Here is a 21939-nt window from a genome sequence, read left to right as displayed (position 1 = left end):
TGAGTGGAAAATTATGGAAATGACGCCTATCTGGCACGAAAATGGTGTGAAATGCTGTTTTTTAGAGTTTTAACTCTAGAGGTATTGGTGGTGTGAATGGTTTTGTGGTTTATTTATAAATAAAGCCCAGCAATATCAGTAATATAATTGCTGGGCCTTTTGTGACGGGGCTTTAAGAGCGAATCAGCTCATTGGTTTGATCATTTTTGTCAGCTTTTCGGCGATTTTGGAAACATCCTCACCATTTTCACCCACAAGGATTAAGCTGCTGCCATCTACGGGTGTTACCGAGCCGGACATGCCTTTTTCATCAAAATCGATAGGTTTGTCTGTTGGAATACCGGTTAAAAACAGTGTTACTTTGCCTTTTGCGCCTTGGAAGACCATATGTACTGCGTTGGATTTACCAAAGCCACAGTGGTTTAGGTAATAAACATGGTAAGGGAAAGCGTCATCAAACTGAAAAGCAAATGGGTTCATTTTTGCGTTGATCTGCTGCGATGTAACCTGTTCATCGATGCTACTAACAAAGCTCTTCTCATCAACAACATGCTTCATCGCTGTATCAACTAAACTAGCTTGCGCAGGTGAAACGAATGCATTTCCCCAATTCACTTGGCCAACTAATAAACCTGCAACGAATGCTACTGAGGCGGCCATTGCCATTGCTCGTCTCGCAAACGTTGGCCTTACTACTTTGCTTTCTTCGCTTGAGGTCTGATTGAACAGAATACGATCAGCAAGATCGTCTGGCACATCCACATTCATCGCAGAGTGGATCTGTTTATCAAGCGCTAGTACATCGTCTAAGAAGTTACTATTGGCTTCGCTATTCGCGGTCGCATCAACAATATCTTGTGTACGTTGTTTAGGTTCCGACAATACACGACGACGAAATTCCAAATCATCCATTATGTTGCCCCCTCTCTGCCTCTTCTGTATCCAACAGCTCTTTCAACTGATTTCGAGCTCTGAATAAACGTGTCATCACCGTGTTTTTGTTGAGATCGAGAATATCGGCAATCTCATCACCACTAAAACCACCAATCACTTGCAAGAAGAGAGGTTCACGGTAATCAATTTCAAGTTTCATGATCTGGGCTTGCAACCACTGATGCTGATGGTGCGGGTCATCACTGACACTAGCATCGTTACCGTGATCGTCGATATCAACCAGATCAAACTGTTTGCGTTCAAAACGTCGAGCGTTCTCGCGTCTCAAGATGGTAATCAGCCAAGATTTGGCGGCTTTTTCATCTTGAAGGCTATCGAGTGACTTCCATGCACGAAGGCAAGTTTCTTGAACTAAGTCTTCGGCAATGCTTTTGTCTTTGCATAACCAATAGGCGTAGCGAAAGAGGTCACGATGATAGGCGCGCACAAGTGCTTCGTATTTTCTTTGTTTGTCCATATCAGAGTTGACCGGACGCTTGGCTGTTTTCTTTCCAAACATTTTTATTATTGACACACGAGCCTCCATAATTGCTCTGCGTATAGCTGTCCTCTATACGTTGTGCTTCGTTTTTATATTTTTAGAGCTAACGATCGGCAGGAAATCGTAAAATCACATTAAAATTGATCTACTTCAAAATCTAAGGCCTCGAACCCGTTATAGTACACCTTGTCGTCTAGTTAGTCATTCGTGGCTAGCATGTTGAGCAAGACGACACTTCCTTTTGAAGGCTGACTTTACTTTCTCCTAATCAGGAAACTGATTATTTCAATTGGCGCTAAGTTAATTGCTTTATATACATTCCGACCACACAGCTTTGTGTGGTTTTTTTTTGCCTCAAGAAAACCATTCCCTACACAGCGATAACAGTCTTTGCTTACAATAGTTTAGTCTCTTACGACAACCTTTCCCCCAAAAAGGTTCGCCTGAATGCGCAGTTATATTTTCAAACAGTGAGATACTCGTATCACGTTTATTTAAACGCTCGTTTGATTTAATTAACAACTTCTTTACAATGCTTCAGGTCAGACCTCTTAACTTTAAGGAGAAACCATGGGCAAACAGGAAGTCAAAACGCGTTCTGGAGAACGTGTTGCCGTTGTCGCTGGATTACGAACCCCATTTGCTCGTCAGAGCACAGAATTTAGCCAAGTGCCTGCGGTTGACCTAGGCAAAATGGTTGTGAGCGAAATGCTTGCAAGAACGGATGTCGATCCTGCGCTTATCGAACAAGTTGTGTTCGGCCAAGTAGTGCAAATGCCAGAAGCGCCGAACATTGCGCGTGAAATCGTGTTGGGCACAGGCATGAACATCAATACCGATGCCTACAGTGTCACACGAGCATGTGCGACCAGCTTCCAAGCGGCAGTTAACGTGACCGAAAGCATTATGGCTGGCACGATTGATATCGGTATTGCGGGCGGTGCGGACTCTTCTTCTGTATTGCCTATCGGTGTTTCGAAAAAGTTAGCGGCAAATCTATTAGCGCTGAGTAAAACGAAAACTATGGGTCAAAAGCTGAAAATTCTTAAAACACTTTCCGTAAAAGATTTGATGCCAGTACCACCTGCAGTTGCTGAATACTCGACCGGTTTATCCATGGGACAAACGGCTGAGCAAATGGCTAAGACGCATGGTATTACTCGCGAAGCTCAAGATGCACTTGCTCACCGTTCTCACTCTTTGGCTTCTCAGGCATGGAAAGAAGGCAAGATTAAAGACGAAGTGATGACGGCATTCCCGGCACCTTACAAAAAGTATCTAGCGGAAGACAACAACATTCGCCACGACTCAACGGTTGAAGGATACGCCAAGCTACGTCCTGCTTTTGATAGAAAGTACGGCAGTGTAACGGCAGCCAATGCTACGCCACTGACTGATGGCGGTGCAGCAGTGATGTTGATGCGCGAAGGTAAAGCGAAAGAACTAGGCTTAGAAGTGCTTGGTTATATTCGTGGTTATGCGTTCTCAGCGATTGGTGTTGAAACAGATATGTTGATGGGCCCGACTTACGCGACCTCACAAGTATTAAAGAACACCGGTTTAGAGTTGTCAGACCTTACACTGATCGAGATGCATGAAGCATTCGCTGCCCAAGTTTTGGCTAACGTTAAAATGTTCGCGAGCGATGAGTTTGCACAGAAGAATCTTGGCCGCGACAAAGCGATCGGTGAGATTGATATGGAGAAGTTCAACGTGCTGGGTAGCTCGATTGCTTACGGACATCCGTTTGCAGCGACTGGCGCGCGCATGATGACTCAAACATTACGTGAACTGAAACGTCGCGGTGGCGGCTTGGCATTGAACACAGCTTGTGCGGCTGGTGGTTTAGGTGCAGCAATGATCTTGGAGGTAGAATAATGTCTACGACTCTTGATGCAACAACAGAAAAAGAAACAGTCGCTCAACCAGATTCAACCTCTGCGACTGAATCAACCAAAAAGAAAGCGACAGCATTTACTCTCAATATCGATGAGCAAGATATTGCTTGGTTAGCGATTGATGTACCAAACGAGAAAATGAACACGCTGCAAGCGGCTTTTGCTGAAGAAATGAAAGCCATCTTCGAGCAACTCAAAGAAAAGCAAAGCCGAGTTAAGGGCCTAATCGTTCATTCTCTTAAGCCAGATAACTTTATCGCTGGTGCTGATGTAAGAATGCTTGATGCGTGTAAAACGGCTGACGAAGCACAGTCTCTGGCTCGCCAAGGGCAGGAGATGTTCCAAACGCTTTCTGAACTACCGTACCCAGTAGTCGCAGCGATTCACGGCCCATGTTTAGGTGGTGGTTTAGAGCTTGCACTGGCGTGTGATTACCGTGTATGTACCGATTCAGATAAGACTCGTCTTGGTCTGCCAGAAGTACAGTTAGGCTTATTGCCGGGCTCTGGTGGTACACAGCGTCTGCCTCGCCTTATCGGTTTGTTGTCATCTCTCGACCTTATTCTTACGGGGAAACAACTGCGCGCTAAGAAAGCAAAATCGCTCGGTGTCGTGGATGCTTGTGTGCCTGAAACTATCTTACTTGAAGTAGCGAAAAGTTTTGTTGAAAAGAATACGGGTAGCAAAAAAGGTAAGCGTCTGGCGTCTAAAAGCCAAGCTTCTACCAAAGAGAAACTTATTTCACGCACGGGTCTTGGTCGCAAGGTGATTTTTGAGCAAGCTTCCAAGAAGACCAATCAGAAAACGCGTGGTAATTACCCTGCAGCTGATGCGATTCTTGATGTGATTCGTTATGGCCTAGAGAACGGCTTTGAAAAAGGTCTTCAGTACGAAGCGAAGCGTTTCTCTGAACTAGTGATGACCTCTGAGTCAAAAGCCCTTCGTTCGATTTTCTTTGCAACCACCGAAATGAAAAAAGAACATGGCGCAGACGCAGATCCAAAGGCAGTTAAGCGTGTTGGTGTACTGGGTGGCGGCCTTATGGGCGCAGGCATCAGCCATGTCAGTGTTGCTAAGGCGAAAGTGCCTGTACGCATTAAAGACGTATCAAATGAAGGTGTACTGAACGCGCTTAACTACAACTTCAAGTTGTTCGATAAGCAGCGTAAGCGTCGCATTCTGAGCCGAGCGGGCCTTGAAAGTAAGATGCTTCAACTGTCTGGTGGTATCGACTTTACGAGCTTTAATCACACCGATGTGGTGATTGAAGCGGTATTTGAAGACCTCGACCTTAAGCAGTCAATGGTTGAGGACATCGAAGCCAATGCCAAGCCAGAGACTATTTTCGCGACGAATACGTCTTCATTGCCGATCCATAAGATTGCGGAGAAGGCGCAGCGACCAGAAAACGTGGTCGGTCTTCACTACTTCAGCCCAGCCGAAAAAATGCCGCTAGTAGAAGTTATCCCTCATGAAACTACGTCAGAAGAGACGATTTCTACGGTTGTTGCATTAGCGAAGAAGCAAGGTAAAACGCCGATTGTTGTGAAAGACACGGCTGGTTTTTATGTGAACCGTATTCTTGCTCCGTACATGAACGAAGCAGCGCATTTACTGCTAGCGAACGAGCCGATTGAAAAGCTCGACAGCACGTTATTGGACTTCGGTTTCCCGGTTGGTCCTATCACTTTATTAGATGAGGTGGGTGTTGATATCGGTGCGAAGATCATTCCGATTTTAGTGAATGAGCTTGGCGATCGTTTCCAAGGTCCTGATGTGTTCGATATTCTTTTGAATGACAATCGTAAAGGCCGCAAGAGTGGTAAAGGTTTCTACACTTACAAAGGCAAGAAGAAGGAAGTGGATAAGTCAGTTTACAAGCTGCTTAAGCTGCAACCAGATCCTAAGTTGAGCGATAACGATATCGCGATGCGCTGTGTGTTACCTATGCTAAACGAAGCGGTTCGTTGTCTAGACGACGGCATTATCCGCAGCCCTCGTGATGGTGATATCGGTGCGATTTTCGGTATCGGTTTCCCGCCATTCCTAGGTGGTCCGTTCCGTTATATGGATCAAATCGGCATTAAGTCACTGGTTGAGATGATGAACGATTTCGCTAAGAAGTACGGTGATCGTTTCGCGCCATGTGATGGCCTACTGACACGTGCTGGATTGGGTGAGTCTTTCTACAAGTAACTCTCTAACTCATTGATTAAGAAGCCCGTATCAAGCAATTGATGCGGGCTTTTCTGTTTTATGAACGAGTGTGAAAGGAATGAGATTCCCGACTCAGTCGTTCCTCCTTCTCGGGAATGATGATTGAGAGATAAAAAGTAAGTTATTGCGTTGATTAGAAAGGTGGTCAAACACACGTCAATCAAAACTACCGTCATCTCCTAAAGCGACGAAGGAGCGTAATAGGAGATCTGCTTTTGGGCTGCATCCAATAAAAAAGGTTGATGCTTTCACATCAACCTTATGATTTTCATTCCAGCTTTATCAGCCTAGCTCAGTATCTTTCGGGCGTAACTGAAACTCATCAATAGAGCCAATTTCAACACCTGCTGACAGCTTCTCTTCCTCATTATGAGCATTACCGTGAGCATGCATAATCAGGCGATTTGCGGTGCGTGGTTTTAGCTGGCTAACCACAAAACGCATCATGTCTGAGCGAGTTAACCCCTTAAGGTCTTCCAATACGCGCTCTCTCTGGTTGAACTCAACATCCTTATTGCCTATCGCAACCCATAAGCGCTGAGCTCGCCCTCGCAAAGTCGTATCTGGTGTCGAAATCTGATTCCAGAGGCCGCGTTTACTGCTGTGCCATTGGTAGTCGTTAAGCTCTAACAACACCATATAAAAGGCGTTGAGAAACTCGTCTATCGAGGTTAATAAGTCTGCTGGAGCAGCATTAGGTGATTGTACATACAACACAATACCTGGGTGTCGGTTGAGCGGCATGTTGCCTGTGCCGACCATGTAACCTAGCTGCTGCTTGGTTCGTATCTCATGGAAGAAAGTGGCTGACATTAAGTGGTTTGCCAGTGAATACAGCGCAATGTTTTTAGGCGAGATATCCGGGCACTGGTAATAAACAACGATTGCCGAATCATCTTGGTTGCACACCACCTCACGTTGGAAGCTGCCGTTTTCACCCAGCATAATTAGCGGACGCAGCGACTCTTCGTAAGCCTGATCTTGAACGCGCAGTGCATCTTTTAGCGTTTCTGCCATTTTGTGTGCATCGGCTTTCTTCCAGTCGCCATACACAAACATCTCAACATGCAGTTCCGCTAAGATTGCTTGAACGAAAGAAGAGAGCTCATCGACTTCTATCGTTTCCAGAGCTTCAATTAACACCGAATAGGGCGGATTATTTGGCTGAAGTATCCCAGTCATCGCATTAAACAGCTGTGAAATAGGGCGATCTTGCGACGCGTTATTCCAGTTTCTGAGTAATTGATGCTTAATCGTTTCGAAGCGTGCTGGACTAAAGTCGCGTGCTTGGAAGCGTTCAAGAATCATATTGAGTAGTTGTGGCTGTTTCTCGCTAAATCCAGACAGAGTGAGAGTTACCCCGCCTTGATGGGTATACATGTTGTAACCCATACCGGCGATTTCAGCCTGATAGGTGTCTTTTTCCAGAGAGTCTAGGAACATCTCTACACACAAGCGTGTTTTTACGATATTTCTCGGGCTGGCGACTGAGTGCGGGCTGTCGATAGCGACATATACCACACCTTTAGGTACTCGAAATTGCTGGTCTTGCAGGTGCCATAGCTTAAAGCCGTCGAGCTCTTCTAAAAGTTGTGGGTATTTAGCATCACCTTCGAGCTCAGTTGGGTCTAGATCGTAGCAAATAAATGGGTTCTTACTTGGGAGCTCAAACTGCCAACCGGGGTTAATGCACGTAAAGCATTGAACTTGTTCTGCGCTAAAAGGCGTGACTGAGTAGGGCGTAAAATACCATTTTGCTTCTCTGTCATACTCGAAACCTTGAGCAACAATGGTTGCACGCATATTGTCGACGTTTAAATAAGGAAGCAAAGAACGTTGTAATTCGTCATCGAAATGCGACATTTTGTAATCGCCATACACTACATCTTGTTCTTGGTAGTGTTGCATGTTGATAACAAGGTGGCTGACGACATCAAGCGGCTTTGCTGGCTCTTGAAAGCGGAAAGCTGACTCTAAAACGGCACGTTTTTCTAGGTAACGCCACTCTTCTATGCCTTGTTGTTCTACTAATTTGATGTACTGAAATATCGCTTGGATGATGTTATCGGTTTTGGTTAAACCTTCGATGGTCAATGAGCAGCTGACCGTGAAATCACGGTAGTTACTGCCGCTCGCCCCACCACCCGCAGAGAGGGATGTTATCCAACCTTTCTCTTTGAGTTGCATCATCAAGCTACCTTCTCCTTCGTAACCCAATAGGTGTGCGAAGAATGACAGTGGTTTAACACCGTAGTGTTCGTCCATGCTTGGCATCGGGAAGGTTAAGATAAGTTTTCGCACTTCTTTAATCGGCTCAATACGGACTTGAACGCCCGTGCTTAACTCGCCGATAATCGGTACTTCAACCTTCTTGCCTTGCAGGTTGTGATTGGTAATCGAGCTAAAGCGATCCTCAACCCAGCCTTGCATCTCATCTAAGGATTGATTGCCAGACAGAGTCAGCGTCATCAGGTCTGCAGAATATTGTTGCTGGTGGAAAGTTAAAATCTCTTGTCGAATCGTCTCGCCGTTTCTGTCGCCCAACGTATCGATATTACCGACAGAAAACTTCGAGAATGGGTGATTGTGATTCACCAGTTCTTTGGTAACTTGGTACAAGCGTCGCGAATCGTCGTTGAGTTTCATCTTATATTCGGAATCAACGGCTTGACGTTCTTTATCTAATGCCTCTTCGTTGAACAGCGGAGCGGTAAAAAATTGGCTGAAGCGATCGAGTGCGGTTTCAAACGCATTCAATTCAACATCAAAAAAGAAGCAGGTGTGCTCTGTTCCTGTCCAAGCATTGTTGCTGCCGCCATGCTGGCTGATAAAACTTTGGAACTCTCCGACCTTTGGATACTTTTCAGTTCCTAAAAATAGCATATGCTCTAAGTAGTGAGCTAAACCCTCTCGGTCTGTAGGGTCATCAAAATGCCCCACATTGACGGCTAATGCGGCTGCTGCTTTTTGAGCATTTTGGTCCTGAACTAACAGTACACGTAACCCGTTATTTAAGGTTATGTAGCGGTATTGATGTTCATCATTTGGGCTTAAGTGCACAGGAGCATCTCCAGAGAAGGTGGTTTTTAAATTATGTACCCGATGATTCGGCGTGCAAACCTTGTAATCATATTTTGGGATATGAAGTGCTTTTTGGCGATTTCTAAATCACTTTTATCGATTTTTATCAGTAATTTATTTTCTTTTAACAAGATTGTTAAGAAAGTCGAACTCTTTGGCAAGTGACTTGATATAATTATTTATATTGACTGCGGTTTCTCTGGATTGAGAGCCAAACCTAAGTAGCGTTTCGCTGATATATGGGATATATCGACTTTCGACATGTTACGAAGACAGGATTGAACATGAAAATATTCATTATGCGCCACGGTGAAGCAGAACATTTTGCGGATTCGGATGCAGAACGAGCGTTGACCAAGCGCGGGAAAATGGCTTCTCTTGCAGTGGCACAAGCTGCAAATGAGCAGGGGATTAGTCAATTCGATAAAGTGCTGGTGAGTCCATATTTAAGGGCACAAGAAACGTGGTTAGAGATATCTCAGGCATTTTCTGGAAAGAAAGTCGAAACCTGTGATGATATTACGCCTTATGGTATGTCCGACGATGTGTTTGATTTGACCTTAGCAATGGCTGAAGTAGAAAAACTAGAGACCATTTTATTTGTTTCTCATTTACCTCTAGTGGGCTACCTAACAGCAGAGTTTGCAACGGGCATGGCACCGCCTATGTTTCCCACTTCGGGCTTAGCGTGTATCGACTTCAATCTTGAGACACAAAAAGGTGAGTTACTTTGGAACATCAATCCATAGTGAAAGTGAAGACAACCTTTCAATTGGAATACTAAAGTGAAAAGGGCATCTCAATGATTTGAGATGCCCTTTTTTGTTTTTGGTGATGGAGCGATTCGCAAGCCAGCATTACTTCTCAGGAATCGAAAGCAGTACCAACAACGCACCGTTACCGCCAAATTCTAATGGCGCTTGGTGAAAAGCCATCACATCAGGGTGTTGTGCTAACCACAACGGCACTTTCTGTTTAAGGATGTGTTTACCGATACCATGCTGAACACAGGCACACGCCACGCTCTCTTTTACGCAGTGCGCAATCATAGCGCCAAGTTCACGTTTGGCTTCTTGTTGAGTCATACCATGCATATCGAGATACACATCAGGAACGTAGACACCGCGACGTAGGCGCTTTACCTCATATTTCGAGACATCATCACGCGCATAGCGTGTCGGACCCTCTTCGCTAAGGTGTGGAATGAACTCATCCGAGAAATAAAACTCGCTATCACTGGCTTGTCTTGCCGTTCGAGTAATTTCTTTTTGCTTGGCATTTCTTTTTGGCTGCTGGACTATGGTATCCTGTTGCAACTTTTTAACGCCCTTTACTGCATCGTTGAACAGGGCGAAATCGTCATCGAAGTCGGTGTCTTTTTTGCTCATCAGGTTATGAATTCTAATTAGAAACGTAATTAGCAGTATTGTAGCGCTTTTCGGAGACAATTTTGGATAAGATTTTTGTAGAAGAAGCGGTATCAGAACTACACACGCTTCAAGATGTGATTCGTTGGACTGTTAGCCGCTTTAACGCAGCGGGCCTATTTTATGGTCACGGCACTGATAACGCGTGGGATGAGGCAGTACAACTTATCTTACCTACTCTTTATCTGCCGATTGATGTTCCTTCGCATGTGATGAACTCTCGTCTAACGAGCAGCGAGCGTCTGCGTATTGTTGAGCGCGTAATTAAGCGTATTAATGATCGTACACCAACGGCTTACCTAACCAACAAAGCTTGGTTCTGTGGTCTTGAGTTCTTCGTTGATGAGCGTGTTCTCGTACCTCGTTCTCCAATTGGTGAGCTGATCGAAGCTCAATTCCAACCTTGGTTAACTGAAGAACCAGCTCGCATCATGGATATGTGTACGGGTAGTGGTTGTATTGCTATTGCTTGTGCTCACGCATTCCCAGATGCTGAAGTAGATGCGATTGATATCTCTACAGACGCACTGCAAGTTGCAGAACAGAACGTTCAAGATCACGGCATGGAGCAACAAGTGTTCCCAATCCGTTCAGATCTTTTCCGTGACCTGCCAAAAGAGAAATACAACCTGATCGTATCTAACCCGCCTTATGTGGACGAAGAAGATATGAATAGCCTGCCGGATGAGTTTACTCATGAACCAGAACTTGGCTTAGCTGCGGGTACAGATGGTCTGAAATTGGTTCGCCGTATCCTAGCTAACGCACCAGACTACCTAACTGACGACGGTATTCTTATCTGTGAAGTAGGTAACTCAATGGTTCACATGATGGATCAGTACCCTGAGATTCCATTCACTTGGATTGAATTCTCTAACGGTGGTCACGGCGTATTCATGATCACTCGCGAACAGCTCGTTGCTTGTGCTGATGAGTTCTCTATCTACAAAGACTAGTTAATAACGGCTAGTTTTTAGCTTCGTACTTGGTAAGACGTTCTATTTGAAACGTTTTAATTTAAACGCCATGCAGCAATGCATGGCGTTTTTTATTGCCGCCATTTTGGGATTAAGTAATCAACGCAGAATAAATAATGTTCAATATTTAGTTGCCTAATATGCATAGCTATTACATATTGGTGACTAATGTTTAGCCGATTTAGTGAGTTAAGGAGAATTCGCGATGAGCTTTGATACATGGATTTATTATTTGTTGGCAGTACTGATTTTAACGGCATCGCCGGGCCCAAGTTCTTTATTGTGTATGACCAAAGGTGTGCAATCGGGCTTTAAATTATCAATATTTACTGCACTGGGCAGCTTAACGGCGATCACCGGAATCTTAACGTTATCGTTCACCGGCTTAGGGGTGATCATTGCCTCATCGGAAGTGGTGTTTAATGTCATTAAATGGACAGGCGCTGCGTATCTTATCTACCTTGGCTGGAAGTCTTTACGCTCTAACCAGCAAGATTACGACAATCTATCCAGTCAACAAGCCGATTCTAAATCTGTTAAAGAAAGTGCTGCGCAGCATTATCTAAGTGGCTTTATTGTTGGCGCGAGTAATCCCAAAGCTATCCTGTTTTTTACCGCACTTTTCCCTCAGTTTATTGACCCATCGATCGCTCTACTTCCACAGTTTTCCGTGTTTGCTTTGACCTTCGCGGTGATGGAATTGTCTTGGTTACTGGTGTATGCCTACTTGGGCGCGAAGTCGTCAAACTGGTTGTTTGCAAAAGGCCGAGCTAAGACTTTTAATCGTATCACTGGAGGCGTTTTTATTGGAGCTGGCGCACTGCTTTCGACGACCAGTCGAGCATAACTTTCTGTTTTGTCAGAGAGATGAATGATTACAGAATATTCTTGATGTTGTCATAAAAGGTTAATATTAATGTGCTTGCTGATATCGGTACAAAGTCGATATATTGGTGTTACACCATCACGTTCTCGAGGAGAGACATATGCAGCATCAAGAAATGATTCAACACAGTAATTTTGGCGTAATCAGTCGTACTTGGATTTTCTCTACCCTTTCTCTTCTGGGTATTCTTGCTCTAATGTAGCCTATTTTTTGGCTCTATATTTTCAGTTTTTATTATGAATACACTTTTCAAAAAGTTTTCAAAGTCAGAACTCTTTATCTTATAAATGTGGCTTTTCTCATCAGGCTAGCCACTTAGCTTTTTATCTTCGTAAACAGCTAAGCAATTTTCTCTCATAAGTTCATCACGTAACCTCATCTGAAGTTGTTATCAAACTGTGATAATCTTTAATCATCTTTTATCTACAGTGTGCCTCTCATGTCTGTCTGGGATTCTATTTCATTTAACAATCGATTTACTGCATTACCTCGACTGTTCTATACCCCAATTCAACCTACACCGCTAAACAATGTTCAATGGCTCGCATGGAACCATAACCTTGCGAATGAACTCGGCTTTCCGTTATTTGAGGATGCCTCAGAGGAATTGCTTGAGACGTTATCCGGCAATGTTGAACCTGAGCAATTCTCGCCAGTAGCAATGAAATACGCAGGCCATCAGTTTGGCTCTTATAACCCTGATTTAGGTGATGGAAGAGGGCTGTTATTAGCTCAAGTTGTCGCGAAAAGCGGTGAAACGTTCGACTTACACCTTAAAGGTGCAGGTAAAACCCCCTATTCTCGCATGGGCGATGGCCGTGCGGTTATTCGTTCAACTGTGCGTGAGTATCTGTGTAGCGAAGCAATGGCAGGGCTTAATATCCCAACCACACGTGCATTAGCCATGATGACCAGCGACACGCCTGTTTACCGAGAGAAACAAGAGTGGGGCGCATTACTGGTGCGTGCTGCAGAATCTCACATTCGATTTGGCCACTTTGAACATCTTTTTTATACCAATCAATTAGCTGAGCATAAGTTACTGGCTGATAAAGTCATCGAATGGCACTTCCCTGAGTGTCTTGAAGAAGAAAAGCCATACGCAGCCATGTTTAATCAAATCGTTGATCGTACCGCAGAGATGATTGCGTTGTGGCAAGCGAATGGTTTTGCTCACGGGGTGATGAATACGGATAACATGTCGATCATCGGACAAACTTTCGATTACGGCCCGTTCGCTTTCCTTGATGAATATGACCCTCGTTTGATCTGTAACCATTCGGATTACCAAGGTCGTTACGCGTTCAATCAACAACCTAGAATTGGTATGTGGAACTTATCTGCATTGGCACACTCGTTGTCACCGCTGGTGGAGAGGGTTGATTTAGAAGCGGCACTTGAGCAGTACGAACCGCAAATGAATGGTTACTTTAGTCAGCTGATGCGCAGAAAGCTTGGACTACTTTCCAAACAAGAAGGTGACAGCCGCTTGTTTGAATCAATGTTCGAGTTAATGTCGCAAAACAAAGTCGATTATCCAAGGTTCTTTAGAACACTGTCGAACCTAGATACCTTGCCTGCGCAGGAAGTGATTGATTTGATTATCGACCGAGATGCAGCAAAGCTATGGTTGGATAACTACTTGCAACGCTGTGAATTGGAAGAGAGTTCAGTGGCCGAGCGCTGTGAAAAGATGAGACAAGTAAACCCGAAATACATCCTCAGAAACTACCTAGCCCAGCTTGCGATAGATAAAGCTGAGCGCGGTGATAGCAGCGATATTGATGCACTTATGGTGGTGCTGGCAGACCCTTATGCGGAACATCCTGACTACGAACATCTTGCTGCCTTGCCGCCTGAGTGGGGCAAAGCGATGGAGATCAGCTGTTCTTCTTAACCCCCTCATGATTCTTTGAGTCGCTAAGTACAGGTAGAGGTCACTAAGATGTGATCTTTATCTGTTTGTTCGTCTAACTTTACAAACATGTCAATAATCAAATAATCGGCCAGCCTATACACTATGTGAATAAGTTGTAAATTTAATAGGTTTGGGCGATGCCAACAAATACTCGAATTCTCGTGGTGGATGATGATCAAGAAATCCGTGAGCTGCTGGAAGAGTACCTCACTAAATCGGGTTTCGATGTCTCTTCGGTTGGAGACGGTGTTGAATTAGAAACCCACCTGCAAAGGCAAGGTTATCCCGACCTGATTCTGCTCGATGTGATGCTACCCGGTGACGACGGTTTTACCTTGTGTCAGCGAGTCCGCAAACAATCGAATGTGCCTATCATCATGCTGACTGCGGTATCGGATGAAACCGACCAGATCATCGGCTTAGAAATTGGTGCTGATGACTACATCGCTAAGCCGTTTAGCCCTCGCCAGTTAATGGCGCGTATCAAAGCCTTGTTACGCCGTGTTCAAGTGGTGGAGGACAAACCCAATGATGCACTGCCAAAGCAGATCATTTTTGGTGACTGGACGCTCGATACGTTAGCGCATCGAATTTCCCACAATGAAAGCTCAGAAGAGATGGACTTGTCGGGCAGTGATTTCTCACTGTTAATGCTATTCCTAACTCGCCCTAATGAAGTGTTAGACCGAGATACCATCTCTTTCGCCACCAGAGGCCGTGAAGCGCTGCCTTTTGAACGTGGTATTGATGTGCAGCTTAGTCGCCTGAGAAGTCGATTGGGTGACAGTGGTAAATATCCTCACTACATCAAAACCATGCGCGGCAACGGCTACATTCTGGCTGTGCCTGTGCATTATGAGCACTGAGTAAGAAGTCCGTATGAAGTGGTTGAGAAGTTTAAAGCCAAATTCCTTGGTTGCTCGAACCTTGTTATTAACCTTGTTGGCGGTGGTCATTGCTCAAGGTATCGCAACCTCTATTTGGTACAGCGAATCCAAACACAAAGAACTGGAAGGGATTCGTTCTGCTTCATCGAGTATGGCGAACATGTTTGCTTCAACGGTGACTTTCTTCCAGTCTCTGCCCGTTAAATATCGTCATATCGTATTAGACCAAATTCGAAATATGGGCGGGACGCGTTTCTTCGTCTCTTTTAATAAAGAGGCTTTGATTGTTGAACCGATCCCCGATACCCGCTTGAAAACGGCCTCGATAGAAGCCATAGAAAGTGTGTTGAGTAGCAAGCTCAATAAAGTGGAATCGGTACGCGTCGATTTTTCTCGTCCAGAGCACCTTCGATTACTTAAAAACGACATCTACTTAAGTGATCTCCCTCGATCGTGGGCCCATCACACATTAACCTTAGAACCTCTTAATCCGCCTATTATGGTTGTGCAGATTGAATTAGCCAGTCATGAATGGGTGTACATTGCCGCACTGTTGCCTGCACCTTACGTAAAACTGGATGACACTATTCTTGGCCGTGAACAGGTGATCTTCTTGCTCTCTTCAACACTCATTCTATTGGTGTTGACCTACTTAATGATTCGCCGCCAAGTACGCCCGCTTAAAAAGTTAGCAAGAGCTGCTAATGAGATGAGCATGGATATTCAGCAGCCTCCGCTTAACGAAGAAGGGGCAACTGAACTGGTCACAGCGACTCGGGCTTTTAATCGCATGCAGCAGCGCATCCGTCGCTATGTGGCCGATAGAGAACACCTCTTCTCAGCTATTTCTCATGACTTAAAGACACCAATAACACGTCTTAGATTGCGGGCTGAATTGTTGGAGAGTGAAGTAAAGAAAGATAAGTTCAATAAAGACTTGGACGAGCTAGAAATGATGGTCAAAGGTGCGTTACAAGCCGTAAGAGACACCGACCTACACGAGAATAATGCCATTATTGACCTCAATGAAATGGTGCTCTCTGTGATTGAATCTCATAATCAATATCAGACAAAGGTAGAGTTCGAGCCGGTCGTCATTGAGCCATTGGTCGCGAAACCACTGGCGATTAAGCGTGTACTGACCAACTTAATCGACAACGCAGTGAAATATGGTTCATCTGCCGTAGTGGAAGTTAGTGGTGATGAACTTTGGGTGGTCGTGACTATTCAAGACCGTGGTAATGGCATTCCAGAAGACAAACTAGAGATGGTCTTTGAACCTTACTTTAGGCTTGCAACCGACGACCAAGGACACGGACTTGGCCTCGGGATCTGCCGAAATATCCTGCACGGACACGGCGGAGATCTCATTATTCGCAACTCCTCTCAAGGCGGCTTAGAAGCCAAAGTCTATATCCCCACAGGCCTAGAAGTGTAATGTAACAATTGTGTTACATGCGGCTTACCTTTTGTTTCAATCTTATCAATCAGAATAAGTAGACTCTTTATTGAACCGGACGTCGAGTCCGCTAAAACATGGAAGATAATAATGAAAATCAATAAAACCCTACTTACTCTATCTCTTCTTGCTGCCTCAACATTTTCTCAAGCTGGTGAAGTGGAAGTGCTTCACTGGTGGACTGCCGGTGGCGAAGCGAAATCCGCAGCGGTACTGAAAGAGATGATTGAAGAACAAGGCCATACTTGGAAAGATTTTGCTGTTGCTGGTGGCGGCGGTGAAAGTGCGATGACTGTTTTGAAAACTCGAGCAGTATCGGGCAATCCTCCATCTGCGGCACAGATTAAAGGTCATGATATTCAAGAGTGGGGTGGTTTAGGTTTTCTAACGTCTCTCGATGTGACTGCTAAACAAGAACAATGGGATGAGTTACTGCCAGAGGTGGTAACCAAAGTCATGAAGTGGGACGGCGAATATGTGGCGGTTCCTGTCAACGTTCACCGTGTTAACTGGCTATGGGCGAACCCTGTTGTTTTAGAAAAATCAGGCGTGACGGTTCCAACTACGTTAGATGAGTTCTTCGTTGCTGCAGACAAGATTAAAGCGGCTGGCTTCATTCCACTGGCTCACGGTGGTCAACCTTGGCAAGACGCAACCGTATTCGAAGCGGTGGCTCTCGATGTACTAGGCAGTGAAGATTACAACAAAGCGTTCGTTGATCTTGATATGGACGTATTATCGGGCGACAAGATGGTGGAAGTGTTCACCAAGTTCAAAAAGATGCGTGACTACATCGACAGCAACTCGCCAGGTCGTGATTGGAACGTCGCAACTTCAATGGTTATCAATGGCGAAGCCGCGATGCAAATCATGGGTGACTGGGCGAAAGGTGAGTTTACTGCGGCAGGTAAAGTGCCGGGTAAAGATTACATCTGTGCCCCAGCTCCGGGTACTGACGGCCAATTTACCTTCAACATCGATAGCTTTGCGTTCTTTGAGTTAAGCGATAAAGAGAACCAAAAAGCGCAGCAAGATCTAGCGAAAACCATTCTTACTAAAGATTTCCAAGAAGTCTTCAACCTTAACAAAGGTTCTATCCCTGTACGTCTAGATATGGACATGTCTAAGTTTGACCAATGTGCGTTGGACTCAATGTCAACCTTCAAAGCGAGTGCTGAATCTGGCGATCTTGTTCCGAGTATGGCTCACGGCCTAGCGACAACAAGCTACGCTCAAGGCGCGATCTATGACGTAGTGACCAACTTCTTCAATGAGAAAGATGCCGATCCGAAACAAGCGGCAGCTAAGTTAGCAAAAGCAGTGAAAGCGGCTATCTAATCTCAATTGGTTTAACACCAAACCCCCAGGGTGGGTAGGCTCGTAGGGAGCCTATCTGCTCTTCACTCCCAATTCTGATATGCGTGATGCTGATGTGGTGCCGAGAGGTAAGCCATTGGCTCGATTGTGCAACAAGGATAAGTTATGGAGCATGTTTTGACTGAGTCGACTCCAAAACCGACAAGGAGCCAGCCTGCACCGAAACCGAGTTTTGCTGACAGGTTGCAACATTGGTTACCTAAAATTGTACTGGCGCCGACCGCGTTAGTGACCGTGGTGTGTATCTACGGCTACATTTTTTGGACGGCAGCGTTGTCGTTCACTAACTCTCGATTTCTGCCGAGCTTTAACTTCGTTGGGTTAACCCAATATGAAAAGCTGATGGATAACGATCGCTGGATCACCTCAATCACCAACCTCGGTGTGTTTGGCTTTCTATTCATGGCTATTGCCATCTTGCTTGGTGTTGGTTTAGCGGTATTGCTTGACCAGAATATCCGCCAAGAAGGGGCAATTCGTACTATCTATCTGTACCCAATGGCGTTGTCATTCATCGTGACAGGTACGGCGTGGAAATGGATTCTTAATCCGGGTCTTGGCATTGAAAAGTTGATGCAAGATTGGGGATTTACTGACTTCAAATTTGATTGGTTAGTCGACTCGGAAATGTCGGTGTATACCTTAGTTATCGCGGCACTGTGGCAGTCTTCAGGCTTCGTGATGGCGATGTTCTTAGCGGGTCTGCGTGGTATCGATTCATCAATCATCAAAGCAGCTCAAATTGACGGTGCAAGCTTACCTACCATCTATCTCAAAATCATTCTACCTTGCTTGCGCCCTGTGGTTTTCAGCGCGGTGATCATCACGTCACACATTGCGATTAAGAGCTTTGACCTTGTGACCGCAATGACAGCGGGTGGCCCGGGTTATTCATCGGATCTTCCTGCGCTATTCATGTACGCACACTCATTTACACGTGGGCAAATTGGTCTTGGTGCTGCCAGTGCCATGATGATGCTTGCCGGTATTTTAGCGATTCTAGTGCCTTACCTTTACTCTGAACTTAGGGAGAAAAAGTCATGATGAATAACATCAATTTTGCTCGAATGTTTATCTATTCAGCACTGCTTTTCTTCTGTTTAGTGTATCTAATGCCATTGTTCGTAATGGCGCTCACTTCATTCAAAACTCTGCCTGATATCAAGGCGGGTAACTTGATGAGCTTGCCAAAAGAGTGGGTGTTTGATGCTTGGTATAAAGCGTGGGACACCGCTTGTACTGGTGTGAAGTGCGAAGGCATTAAAGGCTACTTCTGGAACTCGTTCCAAATGGTGATTCCTGCGGTAGCGATTTCAACATTGTTGGGTGCATTCAATGGCTATGTGGTAACGAAATGGCAATTTAGAGGCTCAAACCTGTTCTTTAGCTTGTTGCTCTTTGGCTGCTTCATTCCATTCCAAGTAGTGCTGCTGCCAATGGCAACCATGCTTGGCAAGATGGGGTTAGCGAACACCACGATTGGCTTGGTGATTGTGCACGTTATCTATGGCATGGCGTTTACCACTCTGTTTTTCCGTAACTTCTATATTTCGATTCCTGATGAATTGATCAAAGCGGCAAAACTTGATGGTGCAGGTTTCTTTACCATCTTCTTCAAGATCTTATTACCGATCTCAACGCCAATCATCATGGTGACGGTGATCTGGCAGTTCACCGCAATCTGGAATGATTTCTTGTTCGGGGTGGTTTACTCAGGTTCAGAAACTCAGCCGATCACCGTGGCATTAAACAACCTAGTCAACACCAGCACTGGCGTTAAAGAATATAACGTCGACATGGCTGCCGCGATTATCGCCGCACTACCAACACTGTTGGTGTACGTCTTCGCAGGAAAATATTTTGTTCGTGGCCTAACGGCAGGATCAGTAAAAGGATAATTACTCATGGCAACATTAGATTTAAAACAGATCCGTAAAACCTATCGCAACGCGGACAACGAAACGTTAAAGGGCATCGACATCAGTATCGATTCGGGGGAATTTTTGATACTTGTCGGCCCTTCGGGGTGTGGAAAATCCACCCTAATGAACACCATCGCTGGGCTAGAGAATATTAGCTCAGGTGAGATTGTGATTGATGGTGTTGACGTGGCGCAGGTTGAACCTAAAGACCGCGACATCGCGATGGTATTCCAATCATACGCACTTTATCCAAACATGACGGTACGCGGCAATATCGCTTTCGGTTTGAAGATTCGTAAGATGCCTCAGGAAGAGATCGATGCTGAAGTCAATCGAGTTGCTGAAATGCTGCAAATCGAACAGTTACTTGATCGTAAACCATCGCAGCTTTCTGGTGGCCAGCGTCAACGTGTCGCGATGGGCCGCGCTCTGGCTCGTCGTCCGAAGCTGTATCTGTTTGATGAGCCGCTTTCTAACTTGGATGCCAAGCTACGTGTTGAGATGCGTCATCAGATTAAACGTCTGCACCAGAAGCTCAACACCACGATTGTTTATGTAACCCATGATCAGATCGAAGCAATGACACTAGCGGATCGCATCGCAGTAATGAAAGATGGTGAACTGCAGCAACTTGGCACACCACAAGAGATCTACACTAAGCCAAATAACATGTTTGTGGCTGGCTTTATGGGGTCACCGTCAATGAACTTCATTAAAACCATGGTGGATTTGGATGAGGAACAGAATCCGATTATCAAGGTGGTTGGCACGGCAGATCAAGAACACCACATTCGTTTGCCACAGAGTATGCGCGACCAAGATGGCAAAGAGTTGGTGATTGGGTTGCGTCCTGAACACATTACTGAGCAAGAAGGTGATGATGTGTCGGCAACCACGAAGCTAGACTTACAACTGGAGGTATTGGAACCGACAGGGCCAGATACTATTGCAATGGTCAAAGTGAATGACCAAGAAGTCGCGTGTCGTTTGTCACCGGAATTTGAGGTATCGGTTGGTCAAATGGCACCACTGCATTTTGACTTATCAAAGGCGGTATTCTTTGATGCTCAGACAGAAGCGAGAATTGATTTCTAAGTGTTGCTAGCAAGTTAGTTTTACCAAACACCTCATCGTTGGATGGGGTGTTTTTGTATCAGGACAGACTAATTGTTATGTTGATGATAAAAAGCTCAGTAACGACTATGCTTTATGAGGTATTAATTTTTGGAAGAAGGATATCTGTAATGAGAGTCCAAATGTTTGCAGGAGCAATGTTACTTGCTCTTCTTTCCTTTCCTGTATCTGCTGTTGTTAATCATGATTTGAGAGACAGTTATATTGTTGTTTTAAAAGAGAGTGTATCGGAATCTCGGGCGAATGATATCGCGCGTGAAGTTGCCAAAGGACACGGTGTGGTGGGGCATCAATATAGCCACGCCTTGAAAGGATTTTCTCTTAAGGTCCCAGAGCAAGCTCTCAAAGGTCTTAAAAATAAGTTCCCCGAGATTGATTATATTGAGCCTGATATCGTCATGCACGCTTTACCTCGAGGGGGCAAACCTAATCGAGGCGGAGATAGTGTTGAGCGAGACCCACAACAGATCCCTTGGGGGATCACCAGAGTTAACGGTGGTACTGGTGATATGAGTGGTGCCTCCGTCGTTGCTTGGGTGATAGACTCGGGTATTGACAGCGACCACCCAGATTTAAATGTAAATAAATCCCGAGGGGCAAATTTTACTCGCGGTAAGAAAAATAATACTAATGATGGTAATGGGCACGGTACGCATGTAGCAGGTACCATTGGGGCTTATGATGACGGTTTTGATGTCGTTGGCGTTGCCCCCGGTGTACAGGTCATTCCCGTACGAGTGTTAGATAACAGTGGTAGTGGTTCAATGTCTGGTGTGATTGCAGGTGTTGATCATGTTGCACGCTATGGCGCCTCTGGTGACTGTGCCAATATGAGCTTGGGAGGCTCGGGATATTCGGCAGCCTTGGATAGTGCAATTAAAACAGCGGCAGCAAAAGGGATATTTTTCTCAATTGCAGCGGGTAATTCAGGCCAGGATGCCAGTGGTTTTACGCCTGCTAGCACCAACGGCACGAATATATTTACTATCTCCGCATTTGGTGAAACTAGTGATAACTTCGCTTACTTTTCCAATTATGGTTCTGATGTAGATTACGCTCAACCGGGAGTTGATGTGTTATCGACCAAAGCCGGAGGAGGAACAGTTTCTTACAATGGTACCTCAATGGCGGCTCCTCACTTTTGTGGAGTACTATTAGCCACCGGAGGCTCATTCTCTTTGGATGGAGCCGTGAATAATGATCCCGATGGATCTCCTGACCCTATTGCAGTGAGTAATTAATTCGTTTGACAGTGTTGATAGTTTAAGTAGGTGTAACAAATGCCGTTGTAGGCAATAAAAAGCGACCTGATGGGTCGTTT

17 protein-coding genes are annotated in these 21939 nt (G+C 45.2%); 13 read left to right on the top strand and 4 right to left on the bottom strand.

All coding sequences use genetic code 11. From position 1 onward, the window contains the following. Positions 1-183: 183 nt before the first annotated feature. Complete coding sequence (locus ACED45_RS07335) at positions 184-912, bottom strand: DUF3379 domain-containing protein (RefSeq protein ID WP_017060647.1); 729 nt, start codon at positions 910-912, stop codon at positions 184-186. Then, on the bottom strand, positions 905-1453 hold the full coding sequence (locus ACED45_RS07330; RefSeq protein ID WP_017060646.1) for a sigma-70 family RNA polymerase sigma factor: 549 nt from the start codon (positions 1451-1453) through the stop codon (positions 905-907). The genes ACED45_RS07335 and ACED45_RS07330 overlap by 8 nt, the downstream gene beginning before the upstream one ends. Before the next feature lie 552 nt (positions 1454-2005). Between ACED45_RS07330 and fadI the strand changes: the two genes are divergently transcribed. Then, on the top strand, positions 2006-3313 hold the full coding sequence (gene fadI, locus ACED45_RS07325; RefSeq protein ID WP_017060645.1) for an acetyl-CoA C-acyltransferase FadI: 1308 nt from the start codon (positions 2006-2008) through the stop codon (positions 3311-3313). After that, positions 3313-5529 carry a fatty acid oxidation complex subunit alpha FadJ gene (fadJ, locus tag ACED45_RS07320; RefSeq protein WP_371713642.1) on the top strand — a complete coding sequence of 739 codons (2217 nt, stop codon included), beginning with the start codon at positions 3313-3315 and terminating at the stop codon, positions 5527-5529. The genes fadI and fadJ overlap by 1 nt, the downstream gene beginning before the upstream one ends. A gap of 303 nt (positions 5530-5832) precedes the next feature. Here fadJ and ACED45_RS07315 read toward each other — a convergent pair whose 3' ends face one another. Continuing rightward, positions 5833-8610, bottom strand: coding sequence for an insulinase family protein (locus ACED45_RS07315; RefSeq protein ID WP_371713641.1), 2778 nt, complete (start codon positions 8608-8610; stop codon positions 5833-5835). Between the two features lie 305 nt (positions 8611-8915). Between ACED45_RS07315 and sixA the strand changes: the two genes are divergently transcribed. Next, the gene (gene sixA, locus ACED45_RS07310; RefSeq protein ID WP_019824826.1) at positions 8916-9380 is read left to right on the top strand and encodes a phosphohistidine phosphatase SixA; all 465 of its coding nucleotides are present in this window, start codon (positions 8916-8918) and stop codon (positions 9378-9380) included. 108 nt (positions 9381-9488) lie between these two features. Here sixA and smrB read toward each other — a convergent pair whose 3' ends face one another. Further along, the gene (gene smrB, locus ACED45_RS07305; RefSeq protein WP_048661493.1) at positions 9489-10019 is read right to left on the bottom strand and encodes an endonuclease SmrB; all 531 of its coding nucleotides are present in this window, start codon (positions 10017-10019) and stop codon (positions 9489-9491) included. 62 nt (positions 10020-10081) lie between these two features. Between smrB and prmB the strand changes: the two genes are divergently transcribed. The 10 genes from prmB (at position 10082) to ACED45_RS07255 (ending at position 21859) form a co-directional block, all read left to right on the top strand. Next, positions 10082-11014, top strand: a complete 933-nt coding sequence (gene prmB, locus ACED45_RS07300) for a 50S ribosomal protein L3 N(5)-glutamine methyltransferase (RefSeq protein WP_371713640.1) — start codon at positions 10082-10084, stop codon at positions 11012-11014. Positions 11015-11240: 226 nt separating this feature from the next. Further along, positions 11241-11882 (top strand): LysE family translocator, encoded by a 642-nt coding sequence (locus ACED45_RS07295; RefSeq protein ID WP_371713639.1) that lies wholly within the window; start codon positions 11241-11243, stop codon positions 11880-11882. Between the two features lie 478 nt (positions 11883-12360). Further along, on the top strand, positions 12361-13818 hold the full coding sequence (locus tag ACED45_RS07290; RefSeq protein ID WP_371713638.1) for a protein adenylyltransferase SelO: 1458 nt from the start codon (positions 12361-12363) through the stop codon (positions 13816-13818). A 158-nt stretch (positions 13819-13976) separates the two neighbouring features. Then, on the top strand, positions 13977-14705 hold the full coding sequence (locus ACED45_RS07285) for a response regulator (RefSeq protein WP_371713637.1): 729 nt from the start codon (positions 13977-13979) through the stop codon (positions 14703-14705). A 13-nt stretch (positions 14706-14718) separates the two neighbouring features. Next, positions 14719-16164 carry an ATP-binding protein gene (locus ACED45_RS07280; protein ID WP_371713636.1) on the top strand — a complete coding sequence of 482 codons (1446 nt, stop codon included), beginning with the start codon at positions 14719-14721 and terminating at the stop codon, positions 16162-16164. Between the two features lie 111 nt (positions 16165-16275). Further along, positions 16276-17523 carry an ABC transporter substrate-binding protein gene (locus ACED45_RS07275; RefSeq protein ID WP_371713635.1) on the top strand — a complete coding sequence of 416 codons (1248 nt, stop codon included), beginning with the start codon at positions 16276-16278 and terminating at the stop codon, positions 17521-17523. Positions 17524-17667: 144 nt separating this feature from the next. Then, the gene (locus ACED45_RS07270; RefSeq protein WP_009848503.1) at positions 17668-18606 is read left to right on the top strand and encodes a carbohydrate ABC transporter permease; all 939 of its coding nucleotides are present in this window, start codon (positions 17668-17670) and stop codon (positions 18604-18606) included. After that, on the top strand, positions 18603-19460 hold the full coding sequence (locus tag ACED45_RS07265) for a carbohydrate ABC transporter permease (protein ID WP_239717622.1): 858 nt from the start codon (positions 18603-18605) through the stop codon (positions 19458-19460). The genes ACED45_RS07270 and ACED45_RS07265 overlap by 4 nt, the downstream gene beginning before the upstream one ends. Before the next feature lie 6 nt (positions 19461-19466). Next, positions 19467-20579: an ABC transporter ATP-binding protein gene (locus ACED45_RS07260; RefSeq protein ID WP_060983551.1), complete on the top strand. Its 1113-nt coding sequence runs from the start codon at positions 19467-19469 to the stop codon at positions 20577-20579. A gap of 140 nt (positions 20580-20719) precedes the next feature. Then, positions 20720-21859, top strand: coding sequence for a S8 family serine peptidase (locus tag ACED45_RS07255; RefSeq protein ID WP_371713647.1), 1140 nt, complete (start codon positions 20720-20722; stop codon positions 21857-21859). The last annotated feature ends 80 nt before the right edge of the window (positions 21860-21939 follow it).

The organism is Vibrio crassostreae (assembly GCF_041439375.1).
Taxonomy (GTDB): domain Bacteria; phylum Pseudomonadota; class Gammaproteobacteria; order Enterobacterales; family Vibrionaceae; genus Vibrio; species Vibrio crassostreae_D.
Note: the sequence above shows the minus strand (reverse complement) of the source record. Positions and strands in the feature narration are given on the sequence as shown.

Bases quoted from the DNA above. Each gene is read 5' to 3' on its own strand.
- ACED45_RS07335 (WP_017060647.1), bottom strand. From the start codon at position 912: ATGGATGATTTGGAATTTCGTCGTCGTGTATTGTCGGAACCTAAACAA.
- ACED45_RS07330 (WP_017060646.1), bottom strand. From the start codon at position 1,453: ATGTTTGGAAAGAAAACAGCCAAGCGTCCGGTCAACTCTGATATGGAC.
- fadI (WP_017060645.1), top strand. From the start codon at position 2,006: ATGGGCAAACAGGAAGTCAAAACGCGTTCTGGAGAACGTGTTGCCGTT.
- fadJ (WP_371713642.1), top strand. From the start codon at position 3,313: ATGTCTACGACTCTTGATGCAACAACAGAAAAAGAAACAGTCGCTCAA.
- sixA (WP_019824826.1), top strand. From the start codon at position 8,916: ATGAAAATATTCATTATGCGCCACGGTGAAGCAGAACATTTTGCGGAT.
- smrB (WP_048661493.1), bottom strand. From the start codon at position 10,019: ATGAGCAAAAAAGACACCGACTTCGATGACGATTTCGCCCTGTTCAAC.
- ACED45_RS07295 (WP_371713639.1), top strand. From the start codon at position 11,241: ATGAGCTTTGATACATGGATTTATTATTTGTTGGCAGTACTGATTTTA.
- ACED45_RS07290 (WP_371713638.1), top strand. From the start codon at position 12,361: ATGTCTGTCTGGGATTCTATTTCATTTAACAATCGATTTACTGCATTA.
- ACED45_RS07285 (WP_371713637.1), top strand. From the start codon at position 13,977: ATGCCAACAAATACTCGAATTCTCGTGGTGGATGATGATCAAGAAATC.
- ACED45_RS07280 (WP_371713636.1), top strand. From the start codon at position 14,719: ATGAAGTGGTTGAGAAGTTTAAAGCCAAATTCCTTGGTTGCTCGAACC.
- ACED45_RS07275 (WP_371713635.1), top strand. From the start codon at position 16,276: ATGAAAATCAATAAAACCCTACTTACTCTATCTCTTCTTGCTGCCTCA.
- ACED45_RS07270 (WP_009848503.1), top strand. From the start codon at position 17,668: ATGGAGCATGTTTTGACTGAGTCGACTCCAAAACCGACAAGGAGCCAG.
- ACED45_RS07265 (WP_239717622.1), top strand. From the start codon at position 18,603: ATGATGAATAACATCAATTTTGCTCGAATGTTTATCTATTCAGCACTG.
- ACED45_RS07260 (WP_060983551.1), top strand. From the start codon at position 19,467: ATGGCAACATTAGATTTAAAACAGATCCGTAAAACCTATCGCAACGCG.